This window comes from Bacillus sp. AFS098217 (assembly GCF_002551815.1).
In the GTDB taxonomy this organism is placed as follows: Bacteria; Bacillota; Bacilli; order Bacillales; family Bacillaceae_G; genus Bacillus_A.
The window spans coordinates 44,740-67,789 of sequence record NZ_NVPR01000057.1; the positions used below are offsets into that span (position 1 = coordinate 44,740).

Consider the following 23,050-nt stretch of genomic DNA (forward strand, 5'->3'; position numbering starts at 1 on the left):
ATGCAATTGCAGAGATTCTTTACAATTGCAAATCTCCTACTTTTCTTTCTATAAAAGAAAAAAGGGACCCCGCTTAAGCATACAAACTTAAACGAAGTCTGGCAAATATTATCTGTTCTGTTTCGCATTTACCTAAAAGGAAAACACTTCTTAAAGCCCTATTGAATTTCATTTTACATCGATTGTACATCACCTTCATCTAACTTACGATGCACATCAATTTCACGATGTAATTTTTCCTGTACGAATGTTAACTCAAAAACTTCTTTTAGTTTTCGAACAGGAATAATCTCAATACCCTTTATCGTGTATAAAAATGGCTGCATATTTTCAGCAGGAATAATGACCTTTTTCGCCCCTGCTTTTTTCGCCGCTTTCACTTTTGCATATACGCCGCCTACTGGCTTGACTTCCCCATGAATGCTTATTTCTCCTGTCATCGCAATTTCATTATTCACATAAACGCGATGCAAGGCTGAGTATACTCCTGTTGCCATTGCAATTCCTGCTGAAGGTCCGTCAATTGGAATACCGCCTGGGAAGTTAATATGTATATCATATCCTTCTGGCAACAAATCTAAAGAGCGGAGCACGGTTAATACATTATCCACTGACCCCTTTGCCATACTTTTACGGCGAATTGATTTCGTTTGACTACCAATGCTCTCTTCTTCCACAATTCCTGTAACATTGACTGTCCCTTTATCCTGAGCAGGAATAGCTGTTACTTCAATTTCTAATAGCGCACCTGTATTGGGCCCATATACCGCCAGGCCATTTACTAGACCAATCCTTGGAATCGGATAAATTCGTTTCTCATACTTTGGAGTAAGCTGACTAGAGTGTACAACCCACTCAATATCCTCATCCTTAATAAAAGAACGATCTTCATTGATCGCCATTCCAGCAGAAATCTGCACAAGATTAATGGCTTCTCGCCCATTCCTTGCATACATTCCAATCATTTCAATCCCTTGTGCCCCAATTTCCATTTTTACCTTTTCGGCTGCGTTCTTCGCTACTTTTTGAATCTCTTCCGTATCAAGTTCACGGAAGAAAACCTCTAAACAACGTGAACGAATAGCAGGAGGGATCTCATCCGGAGAACGAGTTGTCGCTCCAACTAAACGAAAATCGGCTGGTAAGCCTTTTTGAAAAATATCATGTATGTATGTTGGAATCATTGTATTTTCTTCACTGTAGTACGCACTTTCCAAAAATACTTTGCGATCTTCTAATACCTTTAACATTTTATTCATTTGAATCGGATGCAGCTCACCAATTTCATCAATGAACAAAATACCGCCATGCGCATCTGTTACGGCGCCTTTTTTCGGTTGTGGGATTCCTGCTTGTCCCATTGCACCTGCACCTTGATAAATCGGATCATGCACTGAACCGATTAAAGGATCAGCAATACCGCGTTCATCAAAGCGAGCTGTCGTTGCATCGAGTTCAATAAACGTTGCACTACTACGGAATGGTGACTTTGGATTTCTCTTTGCTTCTTCTAACACAAGACGTGCTGCCGCTGTTTTCCCTACTCCCGGAGGTCCATATATAATGACATGTTGCGGATTCGGACCACAAAGCGCTGCCTTTAATGATTTGATCCCGTCTTCTTGTCCTACAATGTCTAGAAAAGAATTCGGTCGTACCTTTTCAGCAAGCGGTTCTGTTAAAGCAATTTCACGCATTTTACGAAGTTGTTCTAATTCTTTTTTCGATTCTCGATCAATTGAAACTTTTTGTGTTCGCTGGTTTCGGAGCAAATGCCAGAAGTATAATCCAACAATGACACCAAAAACAAGTTGAACAAGTAAGAATATGTTTGTCCAGCTCATCATTCATTTCCTCCCGCTATGTTTTACCATTTAGTATTTCCGGGGAGGAATAGTGCTAAACATAATAAGAAACAGCAATTATAAAAATTGCTGTTTCTCACTTACATTATGCAGATGTTTTTGTATCCAGTACAGTACCGTCTTGTAATACCAATTTCGGTGGTGCGTTGTCCGTTACTGTTTCTTTTGTAAGAATACATTTCTCGATATCTTTACGAGATGGAAGTTCGAACATTACATCCAGCATTAAGCCTTCAATAATAGAGCGAAGTCCACGAGCACCTGTTTTACGTTCAATTGCTTTTTTCGCAATTTCAATCAGTGCGCCTTCTTCAAATTCCAACTCAACATCGTCAAGCTCCAATAATTTTTGGAACTGCTTTACAAGTGCATTTTTCGGTTTTGTTAAAATATCAACAAGAGCACCTTCATCAAGCGGCTCTAGGTTCGCAATAACCGGAAGACGACCAATAAACTCTGGAATTAAACCAAATCGTAAAAGGTCCTCTGGTAATACGTGAGATAAAACATGCTTTTCATTTACATCCGCATTTTTCTTCTCTGAACCAAATCCAATTACTTTTTCACCAAGGCGACGTTTAATAATTGGCTCAATGCCATCAAACGCACCGCCACAAATGAATAGAATGTTCGTTGTATCAATTTGAATAAACTCTTGATGTGGATGTTTACGACCACCTTGAGGTGGAACGCTTGCTACAGTACCTTCTAAAATTTTCAGAAGGGCCTGCTGCACACCCTCACCAGATACATCACGTGTAATTGATGGATTTTCTGACTTACGAGCCACTTTATCAATCTCATCAATATAAATGATTCCTTTTTCCGCTTTCTCTACATCGTAATCAGCAGCTTGAATTAGTTTTAGTAAGATGTTTTCTACATCTTCCCCTACATATCCAGCTTCTGTTAAAGATGTTGCATCCGCGATTGCAAATGGAACATTTAAAATACGCGCTAATGTTTGTGCCAATAGTGTTTTACCACTACCTGTTGGCCCGATAAGTGCGATATTACTCTTCGCCAATTCTACATCATCAATTTTGCTGTTAGAATTGATGCGTTTGTAATGATTGTATACCGCTACCGCTAGTGCTTTCTTTGCATTATCTTGTCCGATGACATACTCATCTAAGATTTCACGAATCTCTACCGGTTTCGGTACATCTTTGAATTCTACTTCTTCGTCCTTCGCAAGCTCCTCTTGCACAATCTCTGTACAAAGCTCGATACACTCATCACAAATATAAACACCTGGACCAGCAACAAGCTTTCGAACTTGCGTTTGTGTTTTACCACAGAAAGAACATTTCAATTGCCCTTTTTCATCGTTAAATTTAAACATATTTTCACACCCCTTACAAAGTGCTAATATCTTGCCTTCGTATGTACACGATAAATGTATCGTATGTAAATACATATTATGTCACTACGTGGCGAGAAATACAAATAATATGACTAGTTATGTACAAATAAAAAGTTTTTAAAACTTTTGAAATATGTATATTCGACTTTTAAAGGAACTTTTCCTTCTTCATCGAAAAGTTTTATAAATATATTTATATTTATAAAACAAGGCACGATCAAAATCGTGCCTTGTTATTTTATTATGCAGCTTTGCTGTTGTCTACTAAGAAGTCTACAGCCTTACGAACTTTAAGATCTTCAGATAGAGCATCTGCGCTTCCAAGAGCTTGCTTGATAGCGTCAACTGGCATATTGTACATTGCAGCCATTTTTTCAACTTCTGCTGCTACTTCTTCTTCAGTAACTTCGATTTTTTCAGCTTCAATGATAGCTTCAAGAACAAGGTTGATTCTTACACGTTTTTGTGCATCTTCTTTCATTTGTTCTTTTAACTTGTCAGCATCAGTACCTGTGAATTGGTAGTAAAGCTCAAGATTCATACCTTGTTGGCTTAAACGTTGCTCGAATTCACGAACCATACGATCTAACTCAGTTTCGATCATAGCTTCTGGAATTTCGATTTCAGCGTTAGCAGCAGCTTTTTCTACTACTTCGTCACGAACTTTATGCTCAGCTTCATGCTTCTTGCCTTCTTCTAAGTTTGTACGAAGTTTTGCTTTTAACTCATCAAGAGTTGCAACTTCTTCGTCTACATCTTTAGCGAACTCGTCATCTAAAGCAGGAAGTTCTTTTGCTTTAATTTCATGAACTGTTGCTTTGAATGTTGCTGGTTTGCCAGCAAGTTCAGCAGCGTGGTACTCTTCTGGGAATGATACTTCAACGTCTTTAGATTCGCCAGCTTTTAGACCAATTAATTGCTCTTCAAAGCCTGGGATAAATGTACCAGAACCGATTGCTAGAGAGTAGTTTTCGCCTTTTCCGCCTTCAAATGCTTCGCCATCAACGAAACCTTCGAAGTCGATTACAGCTGTATCACCGTTTTCAACAGTTCCTTCTTCTTTAACAACTAACTCAGCTTGACGCTCTTGTAAAGCTTTTAATTCGTTCTCTACATCTTCGTCAGTTACAGTTGTTTCAATTTTTTCTACTGCTAAGCCTTTGTATTCACCTAATTTTACTTCAGGTTTTACTGTAACTTTTGCAGTGAAGATTAAGTTTGCATTTTTTTCGAATTTCTCGATGTCAATCTCAGGATGAGCAACTGGGAAGATACCAGTTTCGTCGATTGCTTCACCATATGCTTTTGGTAAGATGATATCTAAAGCATCTTGGTATAAAGATTCAACACCAAAGCGTTGTTCGAATAACGGACGAGGCATTTTACCTTTACGGAAACCTGGTACGTTAATTGTTTGTACTACTTTTTTGAACGCAGCGTCGATAGAGTTGTTTACTTCTTTAGCCTCAACTTCGATTGTTAAAACGCCAACGTTACCTTCTAATTTTTCCCATTTTGCAGCCATTTATTCTTTCCCTCCAACTATAATAATGTATGCACATACCTCTATAGATTAAGATTCCCATTATTCCTTTCTTAGAAACAACGAAAGTGTGAAAGCCACTATATTCAGGCTCTCTTTTCCTCTAGCAAATGCTTTCAGATACACAGTTCCAATCTATAAATTGTCTAAAAAACAACCAAGGTATATTTTGTTCGAGAATAATATGAAACATATTAAGTAAGAGAATTATACTTCTCTCCTCTTACAAACAGGCAGAAATCAGCCTTTTGCAACCCTTACATTATAACATAGAATATTCTCGTTTCAATAACTGAACGATTCTTTTTCATAATTATACGGGTAAATACCCTTCCCTCTCAACACGTAAAAACCATTGATAAGCAATATGAAATTCTTCTAACTTAATATTATATGCTGTCATAAGTTCCTCTTCATCGATTATCAATCCGAAACGTTTTCTCCCTATTCTCTCTAAAACAGCTGCCCAAACTTCGGCTTTATCCATTAATAGCGGAAACGGGAAAATACTAGTTTGCATTTCTCTCCAATATGTAATGATTGTCTCAAATATATCTGGATGATCATGTTCCAATCGATTCGATAATATATGTATGATTTTATTGGATTGCTCCTCATTATGACCTATATTTACTGGGATAACAGTAATTGTATCTCCAAACTTCTCTACTTCTACTTTCTCTTCCATTCGATTTTCTACCATTTTATATAAAATAGAAGTTTTCAAATAGGGATGTTGCTCTTCATCCAGTAGAAATTTCTGTAAAGCAGGCAACGCCTTATCAAGATTTTTTAATGAAAGATTATTAATAACCCGTAGCTTGTGCCCAAAATTTTCTACAAACAGTTCGTTGGTAAATTCATCCAAATCAAAATTAGAATCTACCTGAGGCCCTTCCTCCCCATGTAGCATCCCTTGCGCAAATAAGGCAAGCTGTGCTAATTTTTCCTTTTGCTCAGGAGCAAATTCCTTCGTTTGTAAAACTTCCTCAATTGTTTCAATGACACCTTCATAATCATTTGTTTGAACTAAAATTGTCACATATGTTTCAAGAATATCTCCAAATAAGACTGTTCCTGTCTCAAGTAACTTCTCACATTGTTCTTTTGATTCTTCTATTCTTTTTAATTCCAGCAAACAAATAACTGAAGCTAATTCTGTTTGTTCTGTCTCTGCATTATACTGACGTAATATTTCAAAGCAGCGTAATGCATCTTCGAATTTTCGTTCCTTCAGCGCCAAAAAACCTTGATCAATATAGCGCTCTGATAACTGTGGAAACAATACGACCGTATTTTTTTTTTTATCCATACGTCCGCCTCTTTTTTTAGATTTTAAATATCTTCAAAGTAAATATATCAAATGAGTAATAAGAACACAACATCCCAAATTCGTTTATTCGGAATATAAAAATATTTAATTTTTGTAATTAAATCAACAAATTCACACTAGAAATATACATTTATCCCGCATTAACAGGCAGTAATTCTCCCACCTCAAAATTCAGCGAAAGCAAAGAAGTTAGGCGAGAGATAAACTGCCTGTAAAAGCCCGATTGGTTCAACTAATAATCAATGGGGGAGGAAGAACCCCCACTGATTAAAGTTTCACTTTATACAAATAAAAACCCTCAGCAACCGGAGCGGAGGATTTCTCATTAGCAAAAAGCACTTATAATTGTAGGATATACAAAAAGAGTAATCATTTGGAGAACAATAATTGTAATAACAATCACGCTAAAAAAGAAGATTGGCTTACTTCGCTTCATTAGAAACATAATAATAAGCATAATGCAGGCAAGCGAACACATAAAAAATAAACTTGTGGTCGAACTTAATATAACACTTGGAACAAATAATACTAATACAACACTACAGACACCTATAATTCCAAATAGCCATTCCATTCATTTCCTCATTCCCTTTCCCTTCTCACGTCAAAATATCTTTCTATGCTATTAGATGCTTCACAATATCAATTACATCCGTTAACTTCTCATATGCTACAAACCCAAAAGCTATTGTTAAACCCGTTACAACTAATCCTTTCATTTTTTCTTCCTCCTCGTCTCATCTTTGTTACCTTAATTATAAATGACTGACAATTGGTTACCATCGAACTTCCTTACACTTACCTTACAGAATTGTAAGATTTCAAGACGAAAGAAAAACTACCTAACAGAACTGAAGGTAGTTTTACGGAAGTTCTCTATAATAATCTGCAAAGTGGACATTCTTTTCTTGATAATTCTTTGGCGGATCTATTCTTAAACTAATTGATTTATGAAACGATTTTGGATCAAAGTAATAGCATAAATCCGTTTGAGGGCAATATATACAATAGATATCTATTTCCTCTTTATCTACATTTTTTATGACTACCCCATTTGCATTTGAATAACTAGAACGAAATCTAATTTCAAGTATTCCTCTCTCATTTAATTCTCTGTATTTCACTTGCACTCTCTTAAATATCCCTTCTTTGTAAACTACAAGATCAAATGGAGAATGCTCTGTATGCGGTATTAAAATCATATATCCCTTTTCATACAAGTCTACCTGAGCTTTTAAAACACCTAAATCTCCTTTTGTTTTTGTATGATGATACATATATCTATTCAACACCTTTAAAGTTATTCTCTACTAAATTCGATAACCTACTCACAATCCCTTCTTCAATATTTTTCAGTTTGAGTGACACATACATCTAGCACAAATTATAATGATTTTTTGAAAGCGTATTAATTTACAAGAAAAAGTAAGTTACAATAGAAAAAGAAAATAATCTACTATAAAACGAGACGAAACGGAATTTATAGTCATGAACTAAAAAAACTATAGGGGTATAAGAAAATGAATAATAAACTTCATGAACTCAATAAACAAAAAAAACCACTATTCGTCACTGTGTATGACCAATTATATAAATTAATCATGGATGGAACATTTCCTCTAGGCAGCCAACTTCCAACAGAACCTGAATTGGCCAAAATATTTGGTGTGAGCAGAATGACATTAAGACATGCTTTGGCACTGTTACAGGAAGATGGATTGGTTAAAAATATCCATGGAAAAGGAAATTTCATTACAAAATTTCATCATAATGAAAGTAGCGATGGCTTGGAGAAGCTGGGGAATCCCTTATATAAATGCTATACAGAAAAAATAGATGACATCGAGCTTAATTTCCGAATTGACCTAGTAACGGACTATGCAATGCAAGTATTAAATCAAGAAATGACCGCAGTGGTTGCGTTGGAACGCTGGTATAAAAATCACGATAAGATAGTAGCGTTTGCTTTTACCATGATGCCAATAGAAGCCGTTTCTAGATTAAACCTTGACTTACATAACGAGAAGCAAGTATTGGAAATGCTAGAGGAGAAAATATATGAACTGGCTAATTCCTCCACCATTGAAATTAAACGTTCTAATTCCGCCAATACTCCATCATTAAAATACCAAATTTTCCATGGGGAGGAATTTGATTTAATTTTAGAAAGTATATATATCAGCGATAAATACCCTGTGGTTTATAATAAATACTATATACCAATAGAATTTAGTCAAATTAGGATTAAAACATCGAAGTAATCGGAGAAGCTCTTAAAAAATACTTTCTTTTAGAGGGACGAGAGCATCTAGCCATACATTGAAGCGGTCAGGGCCTTTTCCTGCCACATGCAATGTTTCAAACAAAAGGAGCAGGCACATGCATGTCATATTTTGTTCTGCATAGCCATGACTTATTGAATTTATATATAAACTTTTATTAGTAGGAAGTCATCTAAAAAAAATCTAATCAAAAATACCCCCTCTTATCACATCAAAACAAGAGAATCCATCTTGAAAAGATTTCTCAAAGTGGATTCTCTTATTAGATTACAAATTATTTATCCAACCTCGGCTGTGCAAAACCCATTCTACACATAGACCATTGAAATGTTGTTTTTTGAATTTCATCAAACATATCCCACAAATTATTTACTAAACGTAGTTCAACATTACGTTTAAACAGCTCTTCAAATAAATCAACCACTTCTAATTTAGCAATTGGAATTTGCGATGTTTCACTTACATAATAACCAGCATTCTCATCTTGCAGTGTGAACTGCTTTGTATCAAATTCATACAAATATAATTTCGTATTTTTCATCGTTTCAAACCATTTGTTTTCAATAACGACGACATGCGAACATGATTTTGATGATAGATATGTTTGCTTGTCGCTTTCAGATGTGTTTGAGCCAACACGATAGCAAACACGTGGACAATTTCTAGGCATCAAAAAATCAGGTAAACATTGATCATCTATTGCCCATACAAGCCCTTTCGTTGGATCTAAGTCCGTCCGAGTCGGTTTTCGAGGGTGAAACACTTGAATACGTTTTTCTTCACTTACATGAAATATGCGCACACGCTTCCCTCCTTATCATAATCCCTTATTTTCTTAATTTAAATACAATGAAGTCCGCACAGTGTAAATCCTCTTCAAATTGCGGATACCTTTTTAGCATTTCTACAGAAGGAATCGGTTCAATAACATCTACCAAGGTAAACCCAACTCGGTGAATCGTCTTAAAATAGCTCGTCAATGTGCGATGATAAAATACAATTTTTTCATCGGAATCTATCGGAAACCTTTGATCATATACCCCTTCATAGAAATAACGCTGAACCTTCCAATATTGTTGATCGACTTGTTCATGTCGTATCCATCCACTATTTGGCGTAATAAAACAAGGATGAAGAATAGAAAAAATAAACGTACCACCTTGCTTTAAAAGCCGATGCATCTCGCTTAATGCGGCCTCATAATTCTCTAAATCTTGAATAACCATATTTGAAACAATCATATCGTACTGTTCATCTGCTAAAAAATCGAGCTTCTCACAATTTCCCTGTTTGTATTCGATTGCTTCATCGCTTTTCGTTCTTTGTTTAGCAATTTCAATCATCTTTTCGGCATAATCAACAGCTGTCACAGTAGCACCTTGTTTGGCAAGGATCCTACTTAAATAACCTTCTCCACATCCAGCATCTAAAAGTTTTTTTCCTTTAACCTCTTCTATTAATGAAAAAATTGCAGGATTTAACAATACCTCTCTATGAATACCACCATGCTCATCATAGCCTGCTGTAAAATGCTCTGCATGTTTGTTCCAACGCTTAATTGCTTCATCAGTCGTCATTGTTCTTTCCATTGTACGCCCTCTTTTCTATATTGATCGTAACGTTACGTTTCTTGTGCACACTCTTATTTTTTCATTTTCCCAAAAAAAGATATAGACTTATAATTCAGTTTTTTATATCATGTAGATAGTGTCATGTCTTTTTTAATATAATATAAAATCAAGCCAGATATCCTTAGTTGGATTTCTGGCTTTTTTAATTCTTAAAATATTAAGGCTTTCTGTTCAAAACAACAATTAAATTTGCCACCGCTTTTTTGTAACAAAAAAGACAAATTCCAAAAGAAAGATGGGTTGTGAGCAAAGAAAAGGTATGGTATCCTTTTCATTATTCAGATGCATACAAGTTTTTAGACAACCGGACAATATTGTATATTTCAAAGAGTTATCATGCACGATCATGAAAGCGTAATCAAAAAGTAAGATATTTTTGGTTCTTCATGAAAATGCTTCCTTTTATGCACCTGAATAATGAAAAGCATGGTATCTTTTTTCGTTATTCAGGTGCATACAAGTTTTTAGATAAACAGACAATATTATATAGTTCAAAGAATTATTATGCATCACCATGAAAGCGTAATCAAAAAGCAAGATGTTTTTAGTTGTTTATGAAAACGTTTCCTTCTAAGCACCATAAGAAGGAACGAACAAAAATGGGTACAACTGTGCACAAGGAATCCCCTATTAAACAAATGGTGTAGAAATTACTGAAACCATCCTTTTACAAAAGGATCAATTGGTAGTTAAAGGCCAGACAATCATGACTCAGGAAGACAATTCCCTGAATAACAAGAGGAGAGGAATATAGCTATGTCTACAATAAATGCAGATGTAAGCATGAAGAAAACTCAGAAATATAATGCCAAGAAAGCAGTACCTGTTACCTTACTGTTATTTCTATTATGTTTAGTAATTGACAATTCGTTTAAGATTATTTCTGTTGATATGGCAAAAGATTTTAATATTTCAGCGACAACAGTTAGCTGGCAAGCAACCCTAGCTGGCCTTGTGATTGGAATTGGGGCGGTGGTTTATGCAGCTTTAGCGGATTCCATTAGTTTTAGAAAACTTTTTAGCGCTGGGATTATTTTAATCTGCGCTGGTTCCATCATGGGATATATTTTTCAACATTCGTTTTTACTAGTTGTTATTTCACGTATTGTCCAGACTGCTGGTTTAGCATCAGCTGAAACGTTATATGTAATATTTGTTACAAAGCATTTAGCTGCAGATGAACAAAAGAAATTTTTAGGATTAAGTACAAGTAGTTTTGCTCTTTCACAGCTTATCGGTGCATTAACTGGTGGTTATGTTTCAACATATTTCCATTGGACAACTCTATTTTTAATTTCTTTAGTAACACTTTTAACTCTTCCTTTTATTTTAAAATATCTTCCTAAGGAAGAAGCGCAAAACGGTCATGTAGATGTATTAGGATTATTCTTAGTTGGAGCCATTTCAGCGTCTCTACTACTATACATTACAGATTTCAATTGGATGTACCTGATCTTGTTTATTGTTGCAATTGCCTTGTTCCTTACTTATATTAGCAAGAACTCAAAGGCTTTTATCGGTATATCCTTCTTTCAAAATAAACAGTTTATCTCATTGCTTGGAGTTGCTTTTGTAATCTACTCTGTACAGTTAGCATATATTTTCCTATTTCCATTCTTGCTTGAAAAGATTTATGGTTTGAAGCTAGATACAATTTCACTATTATTGATTCCAGGCTATGTAGCAGCTACTATAGTCGGGGCTCTTTCCGGAAAAGTTGCGAAGGTTATGGGAAGCAAGCAATGTATTACAATCGCTATGTGCAGCATTATGCTCAGCTTACTATTAGGCGGATTCTTTATCAAAACTTCTGTTGTTGTATTCGTAATATCTATGGTTCTATTCTCTAGTTCATTTGCATTCATGTATGCACCATTACTTGATTCTTGCATTTGTACAATTGATAAAGAAAAAACAGGAACAGCAATCGGATTTTATAATTTAACACTTAATGTCGCTATGTCAATCGGAATTGCCTATACAGCTGCAATGATGGACCATTCCGCAATGAAGAAAAATTTCCTAGGAATTATAAACAATGCGGATGCTTCCATGTTTAGTAATATTCTATTCATTCTCGTACTCATTACCCTTTTCAGTTTATCTCTATACTGGGTATTAGTGGGACGAAAAGCAACAAAGTAGGTTTATAAAAACTTTAAAATGATTATTTCATATTAGAACCCTAAGACCAAAAGTTTAGGGTTCTTTTTTTATTAAATGAAACATCAAACACTCCTGTTTTTTAGTCACAAAAAACTCCTAAATTATATTTAGGAAGTTGATTTTTGTTGATGATTTTTTAAGTGATTTCTTCAAAGGTAGAATCTTTTTAGTATTACCTAAAACGAAAAAACCGTTAAGTTCATTACGAACTTAACGGTTTCAAAGTACGTCCCAGGAGAGATTCGAACTCCCGTTCCGTCATTTACCTACGATATATAAACGACTCTTTCATCGTTTGCTGAACGTTCATTTGGGCGGTCAACTGACCGTCTTTGTTAATTACTATTATACGCTATATAGCAGTTCTACGTCAACGTTGAAAGCCCTCTTATTCTACCGATTATCTATCGACAATTTTGACGCATTTAAAATACCTACCACTAAAGAAAAGATAATCGCCTTAAAATACAAATCTCGGCGTACCTTTCCGCACTTATAACCGAAAAAAAGACGTAGATAATGAAATCCACGCCCCCTCTCGCAACTATTGCGCCTTATATTTCTCAAAGAATTCACAAAGCGCAATCTCTACGATCTCATCACGATTCAACCGATGCTTATCTTCAAAGCCGTCTAACCTTGCGCATATCTCCTTGTCGAGATTAACTGTTCGGCTCGCCTTTTCTTGCGCGCCACTTTCTCCAATACGCATATACAACGAATGAATCGGATTAGTATTCTTCTGCGCCGAAATCTTTTCCTTTTGTTGCATGATCGCATTAACTGCGTTTTTAGTCGTACCCCATTCGTTAATTACCATTCGTAGTGCATTGACTTCATTTTTTGTAAGAACATTATTTGGCGTTTCCGCTTTCGCATCATTGGTGTCCACTATAAACTCTCCGATATCCGCCTTCAAAGGTGGCTCACCCGTAGACTTAAAATGCCAACCTAAACCGCGTTTATATTCGTAACCAGCTGCTTTCAGTGCTTTCGATAACTTCTTATGACTTATCCCGATCTGTTTCGCTACTATTAATATTCTATTATTTTCTAATTCGTTTAATATGGATTCTAAATTCATCTTTATTCCTCTTTCGTTTTAGTCTCCCTTCCTATTATAACGTTTCGTAAATTGCGAAATAAACATAAATGCATAATTTCATATAAAAAAGAAAGGCGAGGTGATCCCCGCCCATTTCCGCACTATTTTATATATTTTGATCGCAGTCTTAGTATATCTTCCTCTTCGCGAATGCCTGCCGATCCCTTCCTCACATTTTTTACGACAGTCCAATTCGGATTAGTTTCATCACCGATGTTCTGTACTGTAAAGTTGCCGTCACCATATTTTCGGTGACCTTCTGCCAATTTCTCCGTTAAATCATTCTCTTTTGATCTTGCCATCTTTGCGCCATCTCCCTTTTTTATACAACCTTCTTAAACTGTCCAACCAATCACACGTCCAGTCAATTGGAGATCCTCGCTTTCCGCTTCGATTAATTGTAACACACTGTCGGGGATAAGTTCCGATAACGGCTGCCAAATCGCACTAGAAACGTTATTTTCTTTGAATGCGAATGAGCCGACGCCAGTTACGCTAAACGATGCGATCCCTTGCTGCTGCATTTTGTTTGTATCGTTATAAACGATTGCTAAGTATGCGCTGCATTCGTAGATAGCATTATCAGGGATAACGTTACCTTTGAATTGATTATGTAGCGTCCGATCAGCTGAGTTCATCAATCGTACTTTCTTTTGATCGTCTGTTTCGTGCCATTCCTCGTTGCTGATCACGTATGTATCGATATGCTTATTAGCTTCTTCGATCCGATCTGCGTAATTTTCCACACTATCACTGCCTTCTGTCGATATGTAGGGAAGCCGTAACAGTTTCGCCATGACCTTCCTAACGTTTATTACTTATTAATCTCAACCGTGTGCGTACCATCCGCCGAGAATTTGACAGTAATACCATTGCCATATCGCTTGTTTAATGCGCACATTTGACGTACAACTATTTCGATTGCTTTGTCGATTGTTAAATTAAATGTATAACGACCCCCTGCGGTCTCTTTCTTCCGTGGATCACTTTTCAATCTATCGCTAAAAATATTCGATAAGTCTTCGCTAATCGTTAAAGAATCACGTCTTTTTGACATAAAAAAATAAGCCCCCTAACTCGTTAGCGACCGCACATTGTACGATTCAACTTACGAATTAGAGAGCTTATATATTGCGGACTTTGACGTCACCGCAAAAGGTTTTCTTAGCGTCCCAGGAGAGATTCGAACTCCCGACCGACGGCTTAGCTTACCACCATAGCTTTCGCTACCAGTAATTACTGTTTGTAGTCTGGACTATATCTTCACCATTTCAGGTGCGACACGTGTAGTCTCTACGGAACCTCACGATGATTTTCATCATACTTCAGAGTCTTTACCATTAAGATTTTCTTAATCATTCAAAACTCCTTAATCTCCTCAAGGAAGATCGTAAGTTTCCTCGGTATTACCATCAGCCGTACTGTTAAGGCTTCACCGATATAGTGTCGTCCACTCTATAGGTTCTTGTTTCCCTATAAAGGCTCCTATTCTTGAAGGCCGTTGCTCTATCCTGCTGAGCTACTGGGACATGGAGCGGGTGAAGAGAATCGAACTCTCGACCAGAGCTTGGAAGGCTCTTGTTTTACCACTAAACTACACCCGCATATTTAATTTTTTCTGATGTCTTATCGACAATGTTTATTATATTTGTATGCGCAGATAAAGTCAATACTTTTTTAAAAAGAGGATAAATTTTCTTATCCTCTTTTTAAAATTGCTTGTTCAACAACCTGTCCATCCAATGTTTTAAAAGAAACTTCCATTTCATTTTCATTCATTTCTAACAAGGCAAATGTTTTTTCTATACGGGCACGTGGCAATAAAATGCTTCCTGGATTAATAAATAAAATCCCCTCATATATTTCCGCTCCTAGTATATGTGAATGCCCAAAGCATACAACATTCGCTCCTACCTCTTCTGCCCTATAAGCCAATGTCTGCAATGTCATTTTCACATTATGACGGTGCCCATGCACAATCAAAAAGCGTACGCCCTTTACATCAGTAACAATCTCATCCTTAAAGCTATTGCAGAAATCACAATTTCCCTTTACGATATGAAACCCTTGTACATTCGGATGATCTAATGTTAACTCTGAGTCACCGCAATGAATCATGACATCAACTTTGCCCTCATACATTTCTTTTAATTGTTGTAACTCCTTCACCGAGCTGTGACTATCACTTACGATCAAAGCCTTCATCAGTCTCTCTCCCTTACTCTCCTAAAAACCATTCTGGGATTTTTTCTTCTAACTTACGAAGTGCACGTCCGCGGTGGCTAATTTCATTTTTCTCATCTGAAGTTAACTCAGCCATTGCTCCTTTATATTCTTCTACATAAAAGATTGGATCGTATCCAAAACCATTTTCACCACGTGGCTGCTCTAAAATCTTCCCTTCACACGTGCCGCTTACAATGACCGGTTCTTTATCATCTTCTGGGAAAGCAACCGCTAGCGCGCAATAAAAACGTGCTGTACGTTTTTCCATTGAAATGTCCTCTAATTCTGTTAAAACCTTATCAATGTTCGCCTGGTCATCTTTTTGTTCACCAGCATAACGAGCAGAGCGCACACCAGGATTTCCATTTAAAGCATCAATAATAAGACCAGAATCATCTGCAATAACAATCGCATTCAGCTGTTTACATAAACTGTCTGCTTTTAAAATTGCATTTTCTTCAAACGTTTCACCAGTTTCTTCTGCTTCTTCAATATGCGGGAAGTCATAAAGAGATTTCACTTCTAAATCAAATTTCTCAAATAGTTCCGCAAACTCACGAACTTTCCCCATGTTTTTCGTCGCAATAACAACTTCCTTCATATTTCCACCTCTACTCCATATGAGATACGATGTCACCTAATGCTTCTTTTTGCTTTTCAACAAGTTGTAAAATCCCTTGTTCTGCAGCATCAAGTAATTCATTTAATTCAGCACGGCTAAATGTCGCTTCTTCTCCAGTTCCTTGCACTTCAACAAACTGTCCTTTTCCAGTCATAATGACGTTCATATCAACATCAGCTTTAGAATCTTCTGCATAGTTTAAATCTAAAACAACACCTTGTTCTTCAACAATCCCAACTGATGTTGCAGCTAAATAATCTTTCACTGGAATTTTAGATACTTTTTCTGCTTGTAATAGCTTATCAAACGCTAATACCATTGCCACATAAGCACCTGTAATAGACGCTGTTCGCGTTCCGCCATCCGCTTGAATCACATCACAGTCAATCCAAACCGTTCTTTCACCAAGCGCTTCTAAATCCACAACCGCACGGAGTGCTCGTCCAATTAGACGTTGAATTTCCATCGTACGTCCCGTTACCTTTCCTTTACTAGACTCACGAATTGTACGTTGCTCAGTCGCACGTGGAATCATTGCATATTCTGCTGTTACCCAGCCTTTTCCTTCACCACGCATAAATGGTGGTACACGCTCTTCAATCGTTGCTGAACAAATTACCTTTGTATCTCCAACTTCAATGAGTACAGACCCTTCCGGATGTTTTAAATAATTTGTATGAATATGTACATGGCGTAATTCTGCTGCTCCTCTACCATCTACTCGCATAAAATAACCCCCTCATAACTACTACTTGTTAGTATAGCCAACTTTAAATATATGATATGTATAACAATAGAAGAAGGGGAACTCAAAAGCAATTCCCCTTTCTTACATAAGTATATCAAATTATTTGCGATTAAAAACTACCTGTATTCACGTTTTGTGGACGATCAACAGGTTTTGTTAGTTTCTCACCCTTCTCATTAACAAGATTTGCTTTTCCATTTACTTCAACAGAAACATTCTTCATCCCTTGTTTTTCTGTTAAAGATAAGACGAGCGCTTGCAATACATAATTTGAAATCATATTTTTATCTTTGTTTGCATATATATTTTCATTAAAATTTAATGTAACCTTTCCATCTTGTACTTTCGGTGTACTGACAAGCTTCACGTCAGGGTTAAAATCATTAAGTAAAGAAGAATGAGACGGCCCTTTTACAAGCTCATTTACAACCGTTTCCACTTCATTTTCTTTTCCCTCTGCAACACGGCGCGTTACCGGTACATAGTACTGTTGTTTATTATTTTGTGCCATGAAATAAAGTGTAACAGGTTTCGTATTTGTTACATCTGCCACTTGTTCATCATCGAAGTTAATACCATCAGCACGGCTCACAGCCTCACCGAGCGGCGTACCTCCAACAGGCATTTTTGCCAATTTCTCACCATTTATTTGAAATTTGACTTGTTTAATATCTTTAAATTGTGTTAACGTCCAAGCGACCGATTCAACGATTTGACGCTCTTCTTCTTTTTTATAGCTTTTCATTTCCTTTGAAAAATCAACAACCGCTGTCCCATCTTTTTTCAAATCAACAGACATCGTTGTATTCGCTGGAAGAACCGCCTGAAATCCATTTGGCAACAAATCCGTTACCGGACCATCCTTCACGAGGTATTCTAATGTTTGTTTCACAACTTCATTCTCTTTTGGCACAGGCATCGCTATTGTTTGTGGTACAACATAACCATTCTTATCAACAAGGTACAACTCTCTGTTTATCGTTTTTCCTTGTTTGTCCTTCTTTGCAGTGTCTTTTTTTTCACCTTCTGTATACGAAACTTTTTTCGGTGGATCAATTTGTTCTGTTTCTTTCTCCTTATTTAACAAACCGCATCCTGATAATAAAGCTGCGCTTACTGTGACACAAACAAGCCATTTAAAAGCGGATTTAGGCATACCAATTCCCCCTAAAATCTAAGTTTGTACTATATGTATACGAGCTTCTTATCGTTTTAGAACAAGCAATGACAACTTATATTACAATTTATAAAGTAAAAAAACTCCTGAATTCTCAGGAGTTTCTTATATGAATCTACTATTATCTTGTTTCTAAATGAATGTGCTTCACATTTTCTATTGGCTGTCCGAACCATTTAGAAGCAATTTCTTTGAATAAATCTATTTTCCCTGTCGTTAAGAAAAGATGATCACTTTGTTCTTCTCTCTCATTTAACATCTTACTGTGGTATAAAATCGTACTTACTTCACGAGCTGTTTCATCACCTGAACTAATTAACTGCACTTTATCACCCATTACTCGTTTAATAACAGGTCCTAAAATTGGGTAATGTGTACACCCTAAAATCAGTGTATCGATTTCAGTATTTTTTAATGGTTGCAATGTTCCTCTAACAACCTCATATGCCATTTCACTCTCAAAGTTTCCACTCTCTACAAGTTCCACAAATGGCGGACATGCTAAACTCTCTACCATAACGCGGTTATTAATAGATTTTAACGCTTCTTCATACGCACCACTTTTCACTGTCCCGATTGTACCGATAACTCCAACATGGTACGTATTTGTTACTTTTAACGCTGTACGCGAACCAGGGTGAATGACTCCTACCACTGGAATTGGTAACTGTTTTTGCATCTCTTCTAATACAACTGCAGTTGCAGTATTACAAGCAATGACTAGCATTTTAATATTTAACGCTAATAGATGCTCCGTCATTTCCCATGTGAATTGACGCACTTCCTCCCGAGAACGCGGGCCATAAGGACAACGTGCTGTATCTCCTAAATATATAATACGCTCTTTTGGCAGCTGACGAATTAACTCCTTCGCTACTGTTAATCCCCCTACTCCTGAATCAATGACACCAATCGCTCTATTCAACATAATCACCCGTTTTCTCATTCATCATCTTTTTTTACTATTAGTATATCTTACATACTTTAAAATGTAATAAATCTAAAGTATCCTGTTAATCATTTTTTTAATATGTACCTGTATAGACCAGGACCTTTTTTATTTTGCTCCTTTTCTTCATAATTTGCAAGACAGAAAAATAGCCGACCCTTTATTAAAAGTCGGCTTCCTCTATTATAATTCGAGTTCTCCCATACGAAGAAGTTCAACAACCGCTTGCGAGCGTCCTTTAACCCCTAGCTTTTGCATTGCATTTGATATATGGTTGCGTACGGTCTTTTCACTAATAAAAAGTTCACTTGCAATTTCTTTCGTCGTTTTATCTTGAACCAGTAATTCAAATACTTCTCTCTCTCTCTTTGTGAGTAACGGTTTAGATTGATATGCTTTTTCCTTCAACTGGTATAACCCTCCTTGCTTAAGCCAGAGCTGTATATGTGTAAGTTGGGTGTTTATTTAGTCAAGATATTGTATGAATGAAATGTGCTAGTGGTGAATGAAAATAGGCTACATTTCGTGTGTTATTTCAGATTTACATATACTTTATACATTTCAACTCAAAATGTATGTATAAAATGATCATTGCATATAGAATGAACTATATAAATTCATTTTAATGTTTCGACATCTAAATCCCTGCTATGCAGAATACACAGTAACCCTACACTCGTTTGCTCTTTCTGCTGTTAATTCGCATGTGGCAGAAAAAGGCCCTGACCGCTTCTATGCATGAATAGATGCTCTCTCCCACCTAAAAAGAGGGGTTTTATATCGTTTTTTTATTGATGTATAAAAAAAGCCTATTTCGATACAAGATCATCTTTTCAATCAAATAGTTTTATAATTTCTTATCTAAACAGTAACCCTACACGCTATACCTGCTCTAACACTATACTAAGGATTGTCTCTACAAACCGTTCCCACATATATATTAAACACTCCATTTATTACCTCTTCATTTTCAGAAACCTTTCCCATAAAGTCGTTCATACTACTAGATAGAATCAATTCACTTTGTACGCAAAATTATATATTGGTGGTGTTATTATGTTTTCAGTCTTCAAACGATTTTTAATTGGTAGACCACTTAAATCAACAGCACTAGGAGAACAAAAATTAAATAAACTTAAAGCACTTGCAATTTTGTCTTCTGATGCTCTTTCTTCTGTTGCTTACGGGACTGAACAAATTTTAATTGTTCTCGCTGCATTTGGAGCGATTGCTTTTTGGTATTCTATTCCGATTGCAGTAGGTGTTTTAATCTTATTAACAGCACTTATTTTATCTTACAGACAAATCATCTATTCTTACCCGCACGGCGGCGGTGCTTACGTTGTTTCAAAGAAAAACTTAGGTACGAACGCTGGACTGATCGCCGGGGGATCACTACTTGTAGATTATATTCTGACTGTAGCAGTAAGTGTTTCAGCTGGAACTGACGCCATTACATCAGCCTTTCCAACATTGCATCCTTACACCGTTCCGATTGCAGTTATACTTGTCATGTTTATTACGATTTTGAATTTAAGAGGCGTGACGGAATCAGCTTCCATTTTAGCCTATCCTGTCTATCTTTTTGCATTTGCACTTGTTATTTTAATTATTGTTGGGATTGTAAAAATTACTACCGGACAAGCTCCCGCCAATTTACATACACCAATTGGGACTGTCGTACCAGGCATTACACTATTTTTCTTATTAAAAGCATTTTCATCTGGCTGCTCTGCCTTAACAGGAGTAGAGGCTATTTCAAATGCAATTCCAAACTTCAAAGAACCAGCAGCAAAAAATGCAGCAAAAACATTAGTGATGATGGGAACGATTCTCGCTATTTTATTTACGGGTATCACATTTTTAGCATATTGGTATGGAATTGCTCCAAAGCATAACGAAACTGTCGTGTCTCAAATTGCTTCAAGTGTATTTGGAAGAAATTTCATATACTACTTTATCCAAGGAACTACGGCGCTTATTTTAGTATTAGCTGCCAACACAGGATTTTCAGCGTTTCCACTTTTAGCATTTAATTTAGCATCAGATAAATATATGCCGCGTATGTATTTAATGCGAGGGGATCGCTTAGGATATTCAAATGGAATTATTACGTTAGGAATCGGTTCTATCCTTTTAATCATAGCTTTCCACGGAAAAACCGAACAACTTATTCCACTGTATGCCGTAGGGGTATTCATTCCTTTCACATTGTCACAAACAGGTATGATTATAAAATGGTTACGAGAAAAACCACAAGGATGGATGCCTAAATTACTAACAAACTTATTAGGTGCTCTTATTTCATTAACTGTGCTTCTCATTTTCTTTATTACAAAATTTGCACAAGTATGGTCCATTTTTATCTTTCTACCTATCATTGTCTTCATTTTTCATCGCATCCACCATCACTATGATGCAGTAGGAGAACAATTACGGGTTAATTTTGATGAAATTACCGAAAAATCAAACGGTAATATCGTAATTGTTCCCATCGCTGGCATTACAAAAGTAGTCGAGCAATCCATCAATTATGCAGAAACAATTAGCGATCAAGTTATCGCTGTATATGTAGCTTTTGATAAAGAAAGCGAACTACGTATGCAGGAAAAATGGAAAGAATGGCAACCGAACATTCGCCTTGTTACCTTTATCTCATCTTACCGAAGTTTAATGCGACCTATCGCAAAATTGATTACAATTATTCAGCATAAAGCACAAGAAAAAAACCGCTTTGTTACTGTTTTAATTCCGCAATTCATTACAAAGAAAAGCTGGCATAATATTTTACACAATCAATCAAGTGTGTTGCTTCGCGTTTACCTTTTATATAAGAAAAATGTTATCGTTACAACAGTACCGTATCGCTTTCGGAAATAAAGCGAAACTTTAATCAGTGGGGGTTTTCTTCATCCCCCACTGATTATTAGTTGAACGAATCGGGCTTTTACGGGCAGTTGCCCCCCTACCTAACTTCTTTGCTTTTGCTGAATTTTGAGGTGAGGGTCTTACTGCCCGCAAATAGCGGGATAAATTCATATATACCTAAAAAACCATTACAAACATGTAATCTTCTTTCAGGAAACTGTAATATTATTTGATAGTTCCCTTGCGCTTTTCCTTATAAAATAAAAATAGAAGATATCACCGATACATATAAAAATAACTGGTGGTATCCAAAAAGGAGAGGATTTTATAATGGAAAAAAAGTTACGTAGATCTGAAGCCGATAAAGTATTATTTGGTGTATGCGGTGGTTTAGGAGAATATTTCGACATAAGCGCTAGTATGATTCGAATTCTTTGGGTGATTGCAATTCTATGTTTCGGAACAGGCTTTTTAGCTTACCTTGTTTGTTTATTGCTTATGCCACGTTCTTACTAAAAGGCACCGGTACCTACTTGGTGCCTTTTTTGTATCTTTCATTTATTAACTTATTTCCCTATATATTCCCTGCCGGACTCTCACTTATCGGTATGATTATCATAATAGCTGGAATGGTCGCAAATAGTATTTTAAATCGCTCTGCTTCAGTTGCTACACAAAAGAAAACAGCATAGCAATAGGTAAAAAAACGAGCCCTCTTATATGAGACTCGCTTTTTTACTTTTTGATTTTCGATTGTAAATTTGTAACAAGCTGCTGAACTGTTACATTCGCAAGTACATTTTCCATCGCTTCTTGTGCTTGCATTAATATAATCTCTAATACGGATTGAATATTAGCTCCTACTGGACATTCAATGTTGGGATTCTCATGGAAAGAAAATAGATGCCCTTCTTCCACTACTTCCACTGCTTTATATACATCAAGTAATGTAATCTCATCTAAATCACGAGCAAGTGACGTACCGCCTTTTCCAGCTTGGACATCAACAAGACCCGCTCTCTTCAACATTCCTGTAATGCGACGAATCACAACTGGATTTGTATTCACACTACCGGCAATCCATTCAGAGGTACAGCGAGAGTTTCGATCTATCGCAAGTAACGTTAACATATGAACACCTACTGTAAAACGGCTACTAATTCCCATCT

Annotated in this window: 23 protein-coding genes, 1 tRNA gene and 1 pseudogene; 5 read left to right on the forward strand and 20 right to left on the reverse strand. The window is 36.4% G+C overall.

Annotated elements, in window-relative coordinates:
- Positions 1-173: 173 nt before the first annotated feature.
- The 6 genes from lonB to COO03_RS16085 form a co-directional block, all read right to left on the reverse strand.
- Positions 174-1,844, reverse strand: a complete 1,671-nt coding sequence (gene lonB, locus COO03_RS16060; RefSeq protein WP_141523118.1) for an ATP-dependent protease LonB — start codon at positions 1,842-1,844, stop codon at positions 174-176.
- A gap of 106 nt (positions 1,845-1,950) precedes the next feature.
- On the reverse strand, positions 1,951-3,210 hold the full coding sequence (gene clpX, locus COO03_RS16065; RefSeq protein WP_097898124.1) for an ATP-dependent protease ATP-binding subunit ClpX: 1,260 nt from the start codon (positions 3,208-3,210) through the stop codon (positions 1,951-1,953).
- A gap of 262 nt (positions 3,211-3,472) precedes the next feature.
- On the reverse strand, positions 3,473-4,756 hold the full coding sequence (gene tig / locus COO03_RS16070) for a trigger factor (RefSeq protein WP_097898125.1): 1,284 nt from the start codon (positions 4,754-4,756) through the stop codon (positions 3,473-3,475).
- A 331-nt stretch (positions 4,757-5,087) separates the two neighbouring features.
- Positions 5,088-6,086, reverse strand: coding sequence for a hypothetical protein (locus COO03_RS16075; protein WP_097898126.1), 999 nt, complete (start codon positions 6,084-6,086; stop codon positions 5,088-5,090).
- A 346-nt stretch (positions 6,087-6,432) separates the two neighbouring features.
- Positions 6,433-6,681 (reverse strand): hypothetical protein, encoded by a 249-nt coding sequence (locus COO03_RS16080; RefSeq protein ID WP_097898127.1) that lies wholly within the window; start codon positions 6,679-6,681, stop codon positions 6,433-6,435.
- Positions 6,682-6,970: 289 nt separating this feature from the next.
- Positions 6,971-7,384 (reverse strand): group I intron-associated PD-(D/E)XK endonuclease, encoded by a 414-nt coding sequence (locus COO03_RS16085; RefSeq protein WP_097898128.1) that lies wholly within the window; start codon positions 7,382-7,384, stop codon positions 6,971-6,973.
- A 243-nt stretch (positions 7,385-7,627) separates the two neighbouring features.
- Here COO03_RS16085 and COO03_RS16090 point away from each other — a divergent pair, with 243 nt between their 5' ends.
- Positions 7,628-8,368: a GntR family transcriptional regulator gene (locus tag COO03_RS16090; RefSeq protein WP_097898129.1), complete on the forward strand. Its 741-nt coding sequence runs from the start codon at positions 7,628-7,630 to the stop codon at positions 8,366-8,368.
- 295 nt (positions 8,369-8,663) lie between these two features.
- On the opposite strand, the gene COO03_RS16095 is transcribed toward COO03_RS16090, so the two are convergent.
- The gene (locus COO03_RS16095) at positions 8,664-9,191 is read right to left on the reverse strand and encodes a DUF6886 family protein (RefSeq protein WP_097898130.1); all 528 of its coding nucleotides are present in this window, start codon (positions 9,189-9,191) and stop codon (positions 8,664-8,666) included.
- A gap of 25 nt (positions 9,192-9,216) precedes the next feature.
- Entirely contained in the window at positions 9,217-9,978 is a 762-nt protein-coding gene (locus COO03_RS16100) for a class I SAM-dependent methyltransferase (protein ID WP_230322538.1), read from the reverse strand.
- A gap of 798 nt (positions 9,979-10,776) precedes the next feature.
- Here COO03_RS16100 and COO03_RS16105 point away from each other — a divergent pair.
- Positions 10,777-12,165, forward strand: coding sequence for an MFS transporter (locus tag COO03_RS16105; protein ID WP_097898131.1), 1,389 nt, complete (start codon positions 10,777-10,779; stop codon positions 12,163-12,165).
- A 565-nt stretch (positions 12,166-12,730) separates the two neighbouring features.
- Here COO03_RS16105 and COO03_RS16110 read toward each other — a convergent pair.
- The 11 genes from COO03_RS16110 to gerE form a co-directional block, all read right to left on the reverse strand.
- Positions 12,731-13,270, reverse strand: coding sequence for a CopG family transcriptional regulator (locus COO03_RS16110; RefSeq protein WP_097898132.1), 540 nt, complete (start codon positions 13,268-13,270; stop codon positions 12,731-12,733).
- A gap of 122 nt (positions 13,271-13,392) precedes the next feature.
- Positions 13,393-13,593, reverse strand: a complete 201-nt coding sequence (locus tag COO03_RS16115) for a cytoplasmic protein (RefSeq protein ID WP_097898133.1) — start codon at positions 13,591-13,593, stop codon at positions 13,393-13,395.
- Positions 13,594-13,626: 33 nt separating this feature from the next.
- Positions 13,627-13,983 carry a hypothetical protein gene (locus COO03_RS16120; RefSeq protein WP_230322537.1) on the reverse strand — a complete coding sequence of 119 codons (357 nt, stop codon included), beginning with the start codon at positions 13,981-13,983 and terminating at the stop codon, positions 13,627-13,629.
- 122 nt (positions 13,984-14,105) lie between these two features.
- Positions 14,106-14,348: a hypothetical protein gene (locus tag COO03_RS16125; protein ID WP_230322536.1), complete on the reverse strand. Its 243-nt coding sequence runs from the start codon at positions 14,346-14,348 to the stop codon at positions 14,106-14,108.
- Positions 14,349-14,821: 473 nt separating this feature from the next.
- Positions 14,822-14,895, reverse strand: a tRNA-Gly gene (locus COO03_RS16130).
- Between the two features lie 94 nt (positions 14,896-14,989).
- A complete protein-coding gene (locus COO03_RS16135) occupies positions 14,990-15,496 on the reverse strand; it encodes a metallophosphoesterase family protein (RefSeq protein WP_097898134.1) in 507 nt (168 codons plus the stop codon).
- Between the two features lie 13 nt (positions 15,497-15,509).
- Entirely contained in the window at positions 15,510-16,118 is a 609-nt protein-coding gene (locus tag COO03_RS16140; protein WP_097898135.1) for an XTP/dITP diphosphatase, read from the reverse strand.
- 10 nt (positions 16,119-16,128) lie between these two features.
- Positions 16,129-16,866: a ribonuclease PH gene (rph, locus tag COO03_RS16145; RefSeq protein ID WP_097898136.1), complete on the reverse strand. Its 738-nt coding sequence runs from the start codon at positions 16,864-16,866 to the stop codon at positions 16,129-16,131.
- Between the two features lie 130 nt (positions 16,867-16,996).
- Complete coding sequence (locus tag COO03_RS16150; protein ID WP_097898137.1) at positions 16,997-18,043, reverse strand: GerMN domain-containing protein; 1,047 nt, start codon at positions 18,041-18,043, stop codon at positions 16,997-16,999.
- Between the two features lie 142 nt (positions 18,044-18,185).
- Positions 18,186-18,995, reverse strand: a complete 810-nt coding sequence (gene racE / locus COO03_RS16155; protein ID WP_097898150.1) for a glutamate racemase — start codon at positions 18,993-18,995, stop codon at positions 18,186-18,188.
- Positions 18,996-19,196: 201 nt separating this feature from the next.
- Entirely contained in the window at positions 19,197-19,421 is a 225-nt protein-coding gene (gerE, locus tag COO03_RS16160) for a spore germination transcription factor GerE (protein ID WP_000659494.1), read from the reverse strand.
- A 648-nt stretch (positions 19,422-20,069) separates the two neighbouring features.
- Between gerE and COO03_RS16165 the strand changes: the two genes are divergently transcribed.
- From COO03_RS16165 to COO03_RS16175, 3 genes and pseudogenes are all read left to right on the forward strand, one after another.
- On the forward strand, positions 20,070-21,893 hold the full coding sequence (locus COO03_RS16165) for an APC family permease (RefSeq protein WP_097898138.1): 1,824 nt from the start codon (positions 20,070-20,072) through the stop codon (positions 21,891-21,893).
- Positions 21,894-22,211: 318 nt separating this feature from the next.
- Complete coding sequence (locus COO03_RS16170) at positions 22,212-22,397, forward strand: PspC domain-containing protein (RefSeq protein WP_097898139.1); 186 nt, start codon at positions 22,212-22,214, stop codon at positions 22,395-22,397.
- 65 nt (positions 22,398-22,462) lie between these two features.
- Positions 22,463-22,573 (forward strand): annotated as a pseudogene (locus tag COO03_RS16175) (multidrug resistance efflux transporter family protein); the annotation flags it as partial.
- A gap of 43 nt (positions 22,574-22,616) precedes the next feature.
- Here the strand turns inward: COO03_RS16175 and COO03_RS16180 are convergent.
- Entirely contained in the window at positions 22,617-23,048 is a 432-nt protein-coding gene (locus tag COO03_RS16180; protein ID WP_141523117.1) for an Rrf2 family transcriptional regulator, read from the reverse strand.
- Positions 23,049-23,050 lie beyond the last annotated feature (2 nt).

Coding starts and splice junctions, on each gene's coding strand:
- COO03_RS16100 (WP_230322538.1), bottom strand. CDS start 9,978: ATGGAAAGAACAATGACGACTGATGAAGCAATTAAGCGTTGGAACAAA.
- COO03_RS16150 (WP_097898137.1), bottom strand. CDS start 18,043: ATGCCTAAATCCGCTTTTAAATGGCTTGTTTGTGTCACAGTAAGCGCA.
- lonB (WP_141523118.1), bottom strand. CDS start 1,844: ATGAGCTGGACAAACATATTCTTACTTGTTCAACTTGTTTTTGGTGTC.
- COO03_RS16085 (WP_097898128.1), bottom strand. CDS start 7,384: ATGTATCATCATACAAAAACAAAAGGAGATTTAGGTGTTTTAAAAGCT.
- COO03_RS16170 (WP_097898139.1), top strand. CDS start 22,212: ATGGAAAAAAAGTTACGTAGATCTGAAGCCGATAAAGTATTATTTGGT.
- COO03_RS16080 (WP_097898127.1), bottom strand. CDS start 6,681: ATGGAATGGCTATTTGGAATTATAGGTGTCTGTAGTGTTGTATTAGTA.
- COO03_RS16110 (WP_097898132.1), bottom strand. CDS start 13,270: ATGAATTTAGAATCCATATTAAACGAATTAGAAAATAATAGAATATTA.
- COO03_RS16105 (WP_097898131.1), top strand. CDS start 10,777: ATGTCTACAATAAATGCAGATGTAAGCATGAAGAAAACTCAGAAATAT.
- rph (WP_097898136.1), bottom strand. CDS start 16,866: ATGCGAGTAGATGGTAGAGGAGCAGCAGAATTACGCCATGTACATATT.
- COO03_RS16125 (WP_230322536.1), bottom strand. CDS start 14,348: ATGTCAAAAAGACGTGATTCTTTAACGATTAGCGAAGACTTATCGAAT.
- clpX (WP_097898124.1), bottom strand. CDS start 3,210: ATGTTTAAATTTAACGATGAAAAAGGGCAATTGAAATGTTCTTTCTGT.
- COO03_RS16180 (WP_141523117.1), bottom strand. CDS start 23,048: ATGGGAATTAGTAGCCGTTTTACAGTAGGTGTTCATATGTTAACGTTA.
- COO03_RS16135 (WP_097898134.1), bottom strand. CDS start 15,496: ATGAAGGCTTTGATCGTAAGTGATAGTCACAGCTCGGTGAAGGAGTTA.
- COO03_RS16165 (WP_097898138.1), top strand. CDS start 20,070: ATGTTTTCAGTCTTCAAACGATTTTTAATTGGTAGACCACTTAAATCA.
- COO03_RS16115 (WP_097898133.1), bottom strand. CDS start 13,593: ATGGCAAGATCAAAAGAGAATGATTTAACGGAGAAATTGGCAGAAGGT.
- COO03_RS16075 (WP_097898126.1), bottom strand. CDS start 6,086: ATGGATAAAAAAAAAAATACGGTCGTATTGTTTCCACAGTTATCAGAG.
- COO03_RS16140 (WP_097898135.1), bottom strand. CDS start 16,118: ATGAAGGAAGTTGTTATTGCGACGAAAAACATGGGGAAAGTTCGTGAG.
- COO03_RS16090 (WP_097898129.1), top strand. CDS start 7,628: ATGAATAATAAACTTCATGAACTCAATAAACAAAAAAAACCACTATTC.
- tig (WP_097898125.1), bottom strand. CDS start 4,756: ATGGCTGCAAAATGGGAAAAATTAGAAGGTAACGTTGGCGTTTTAACA.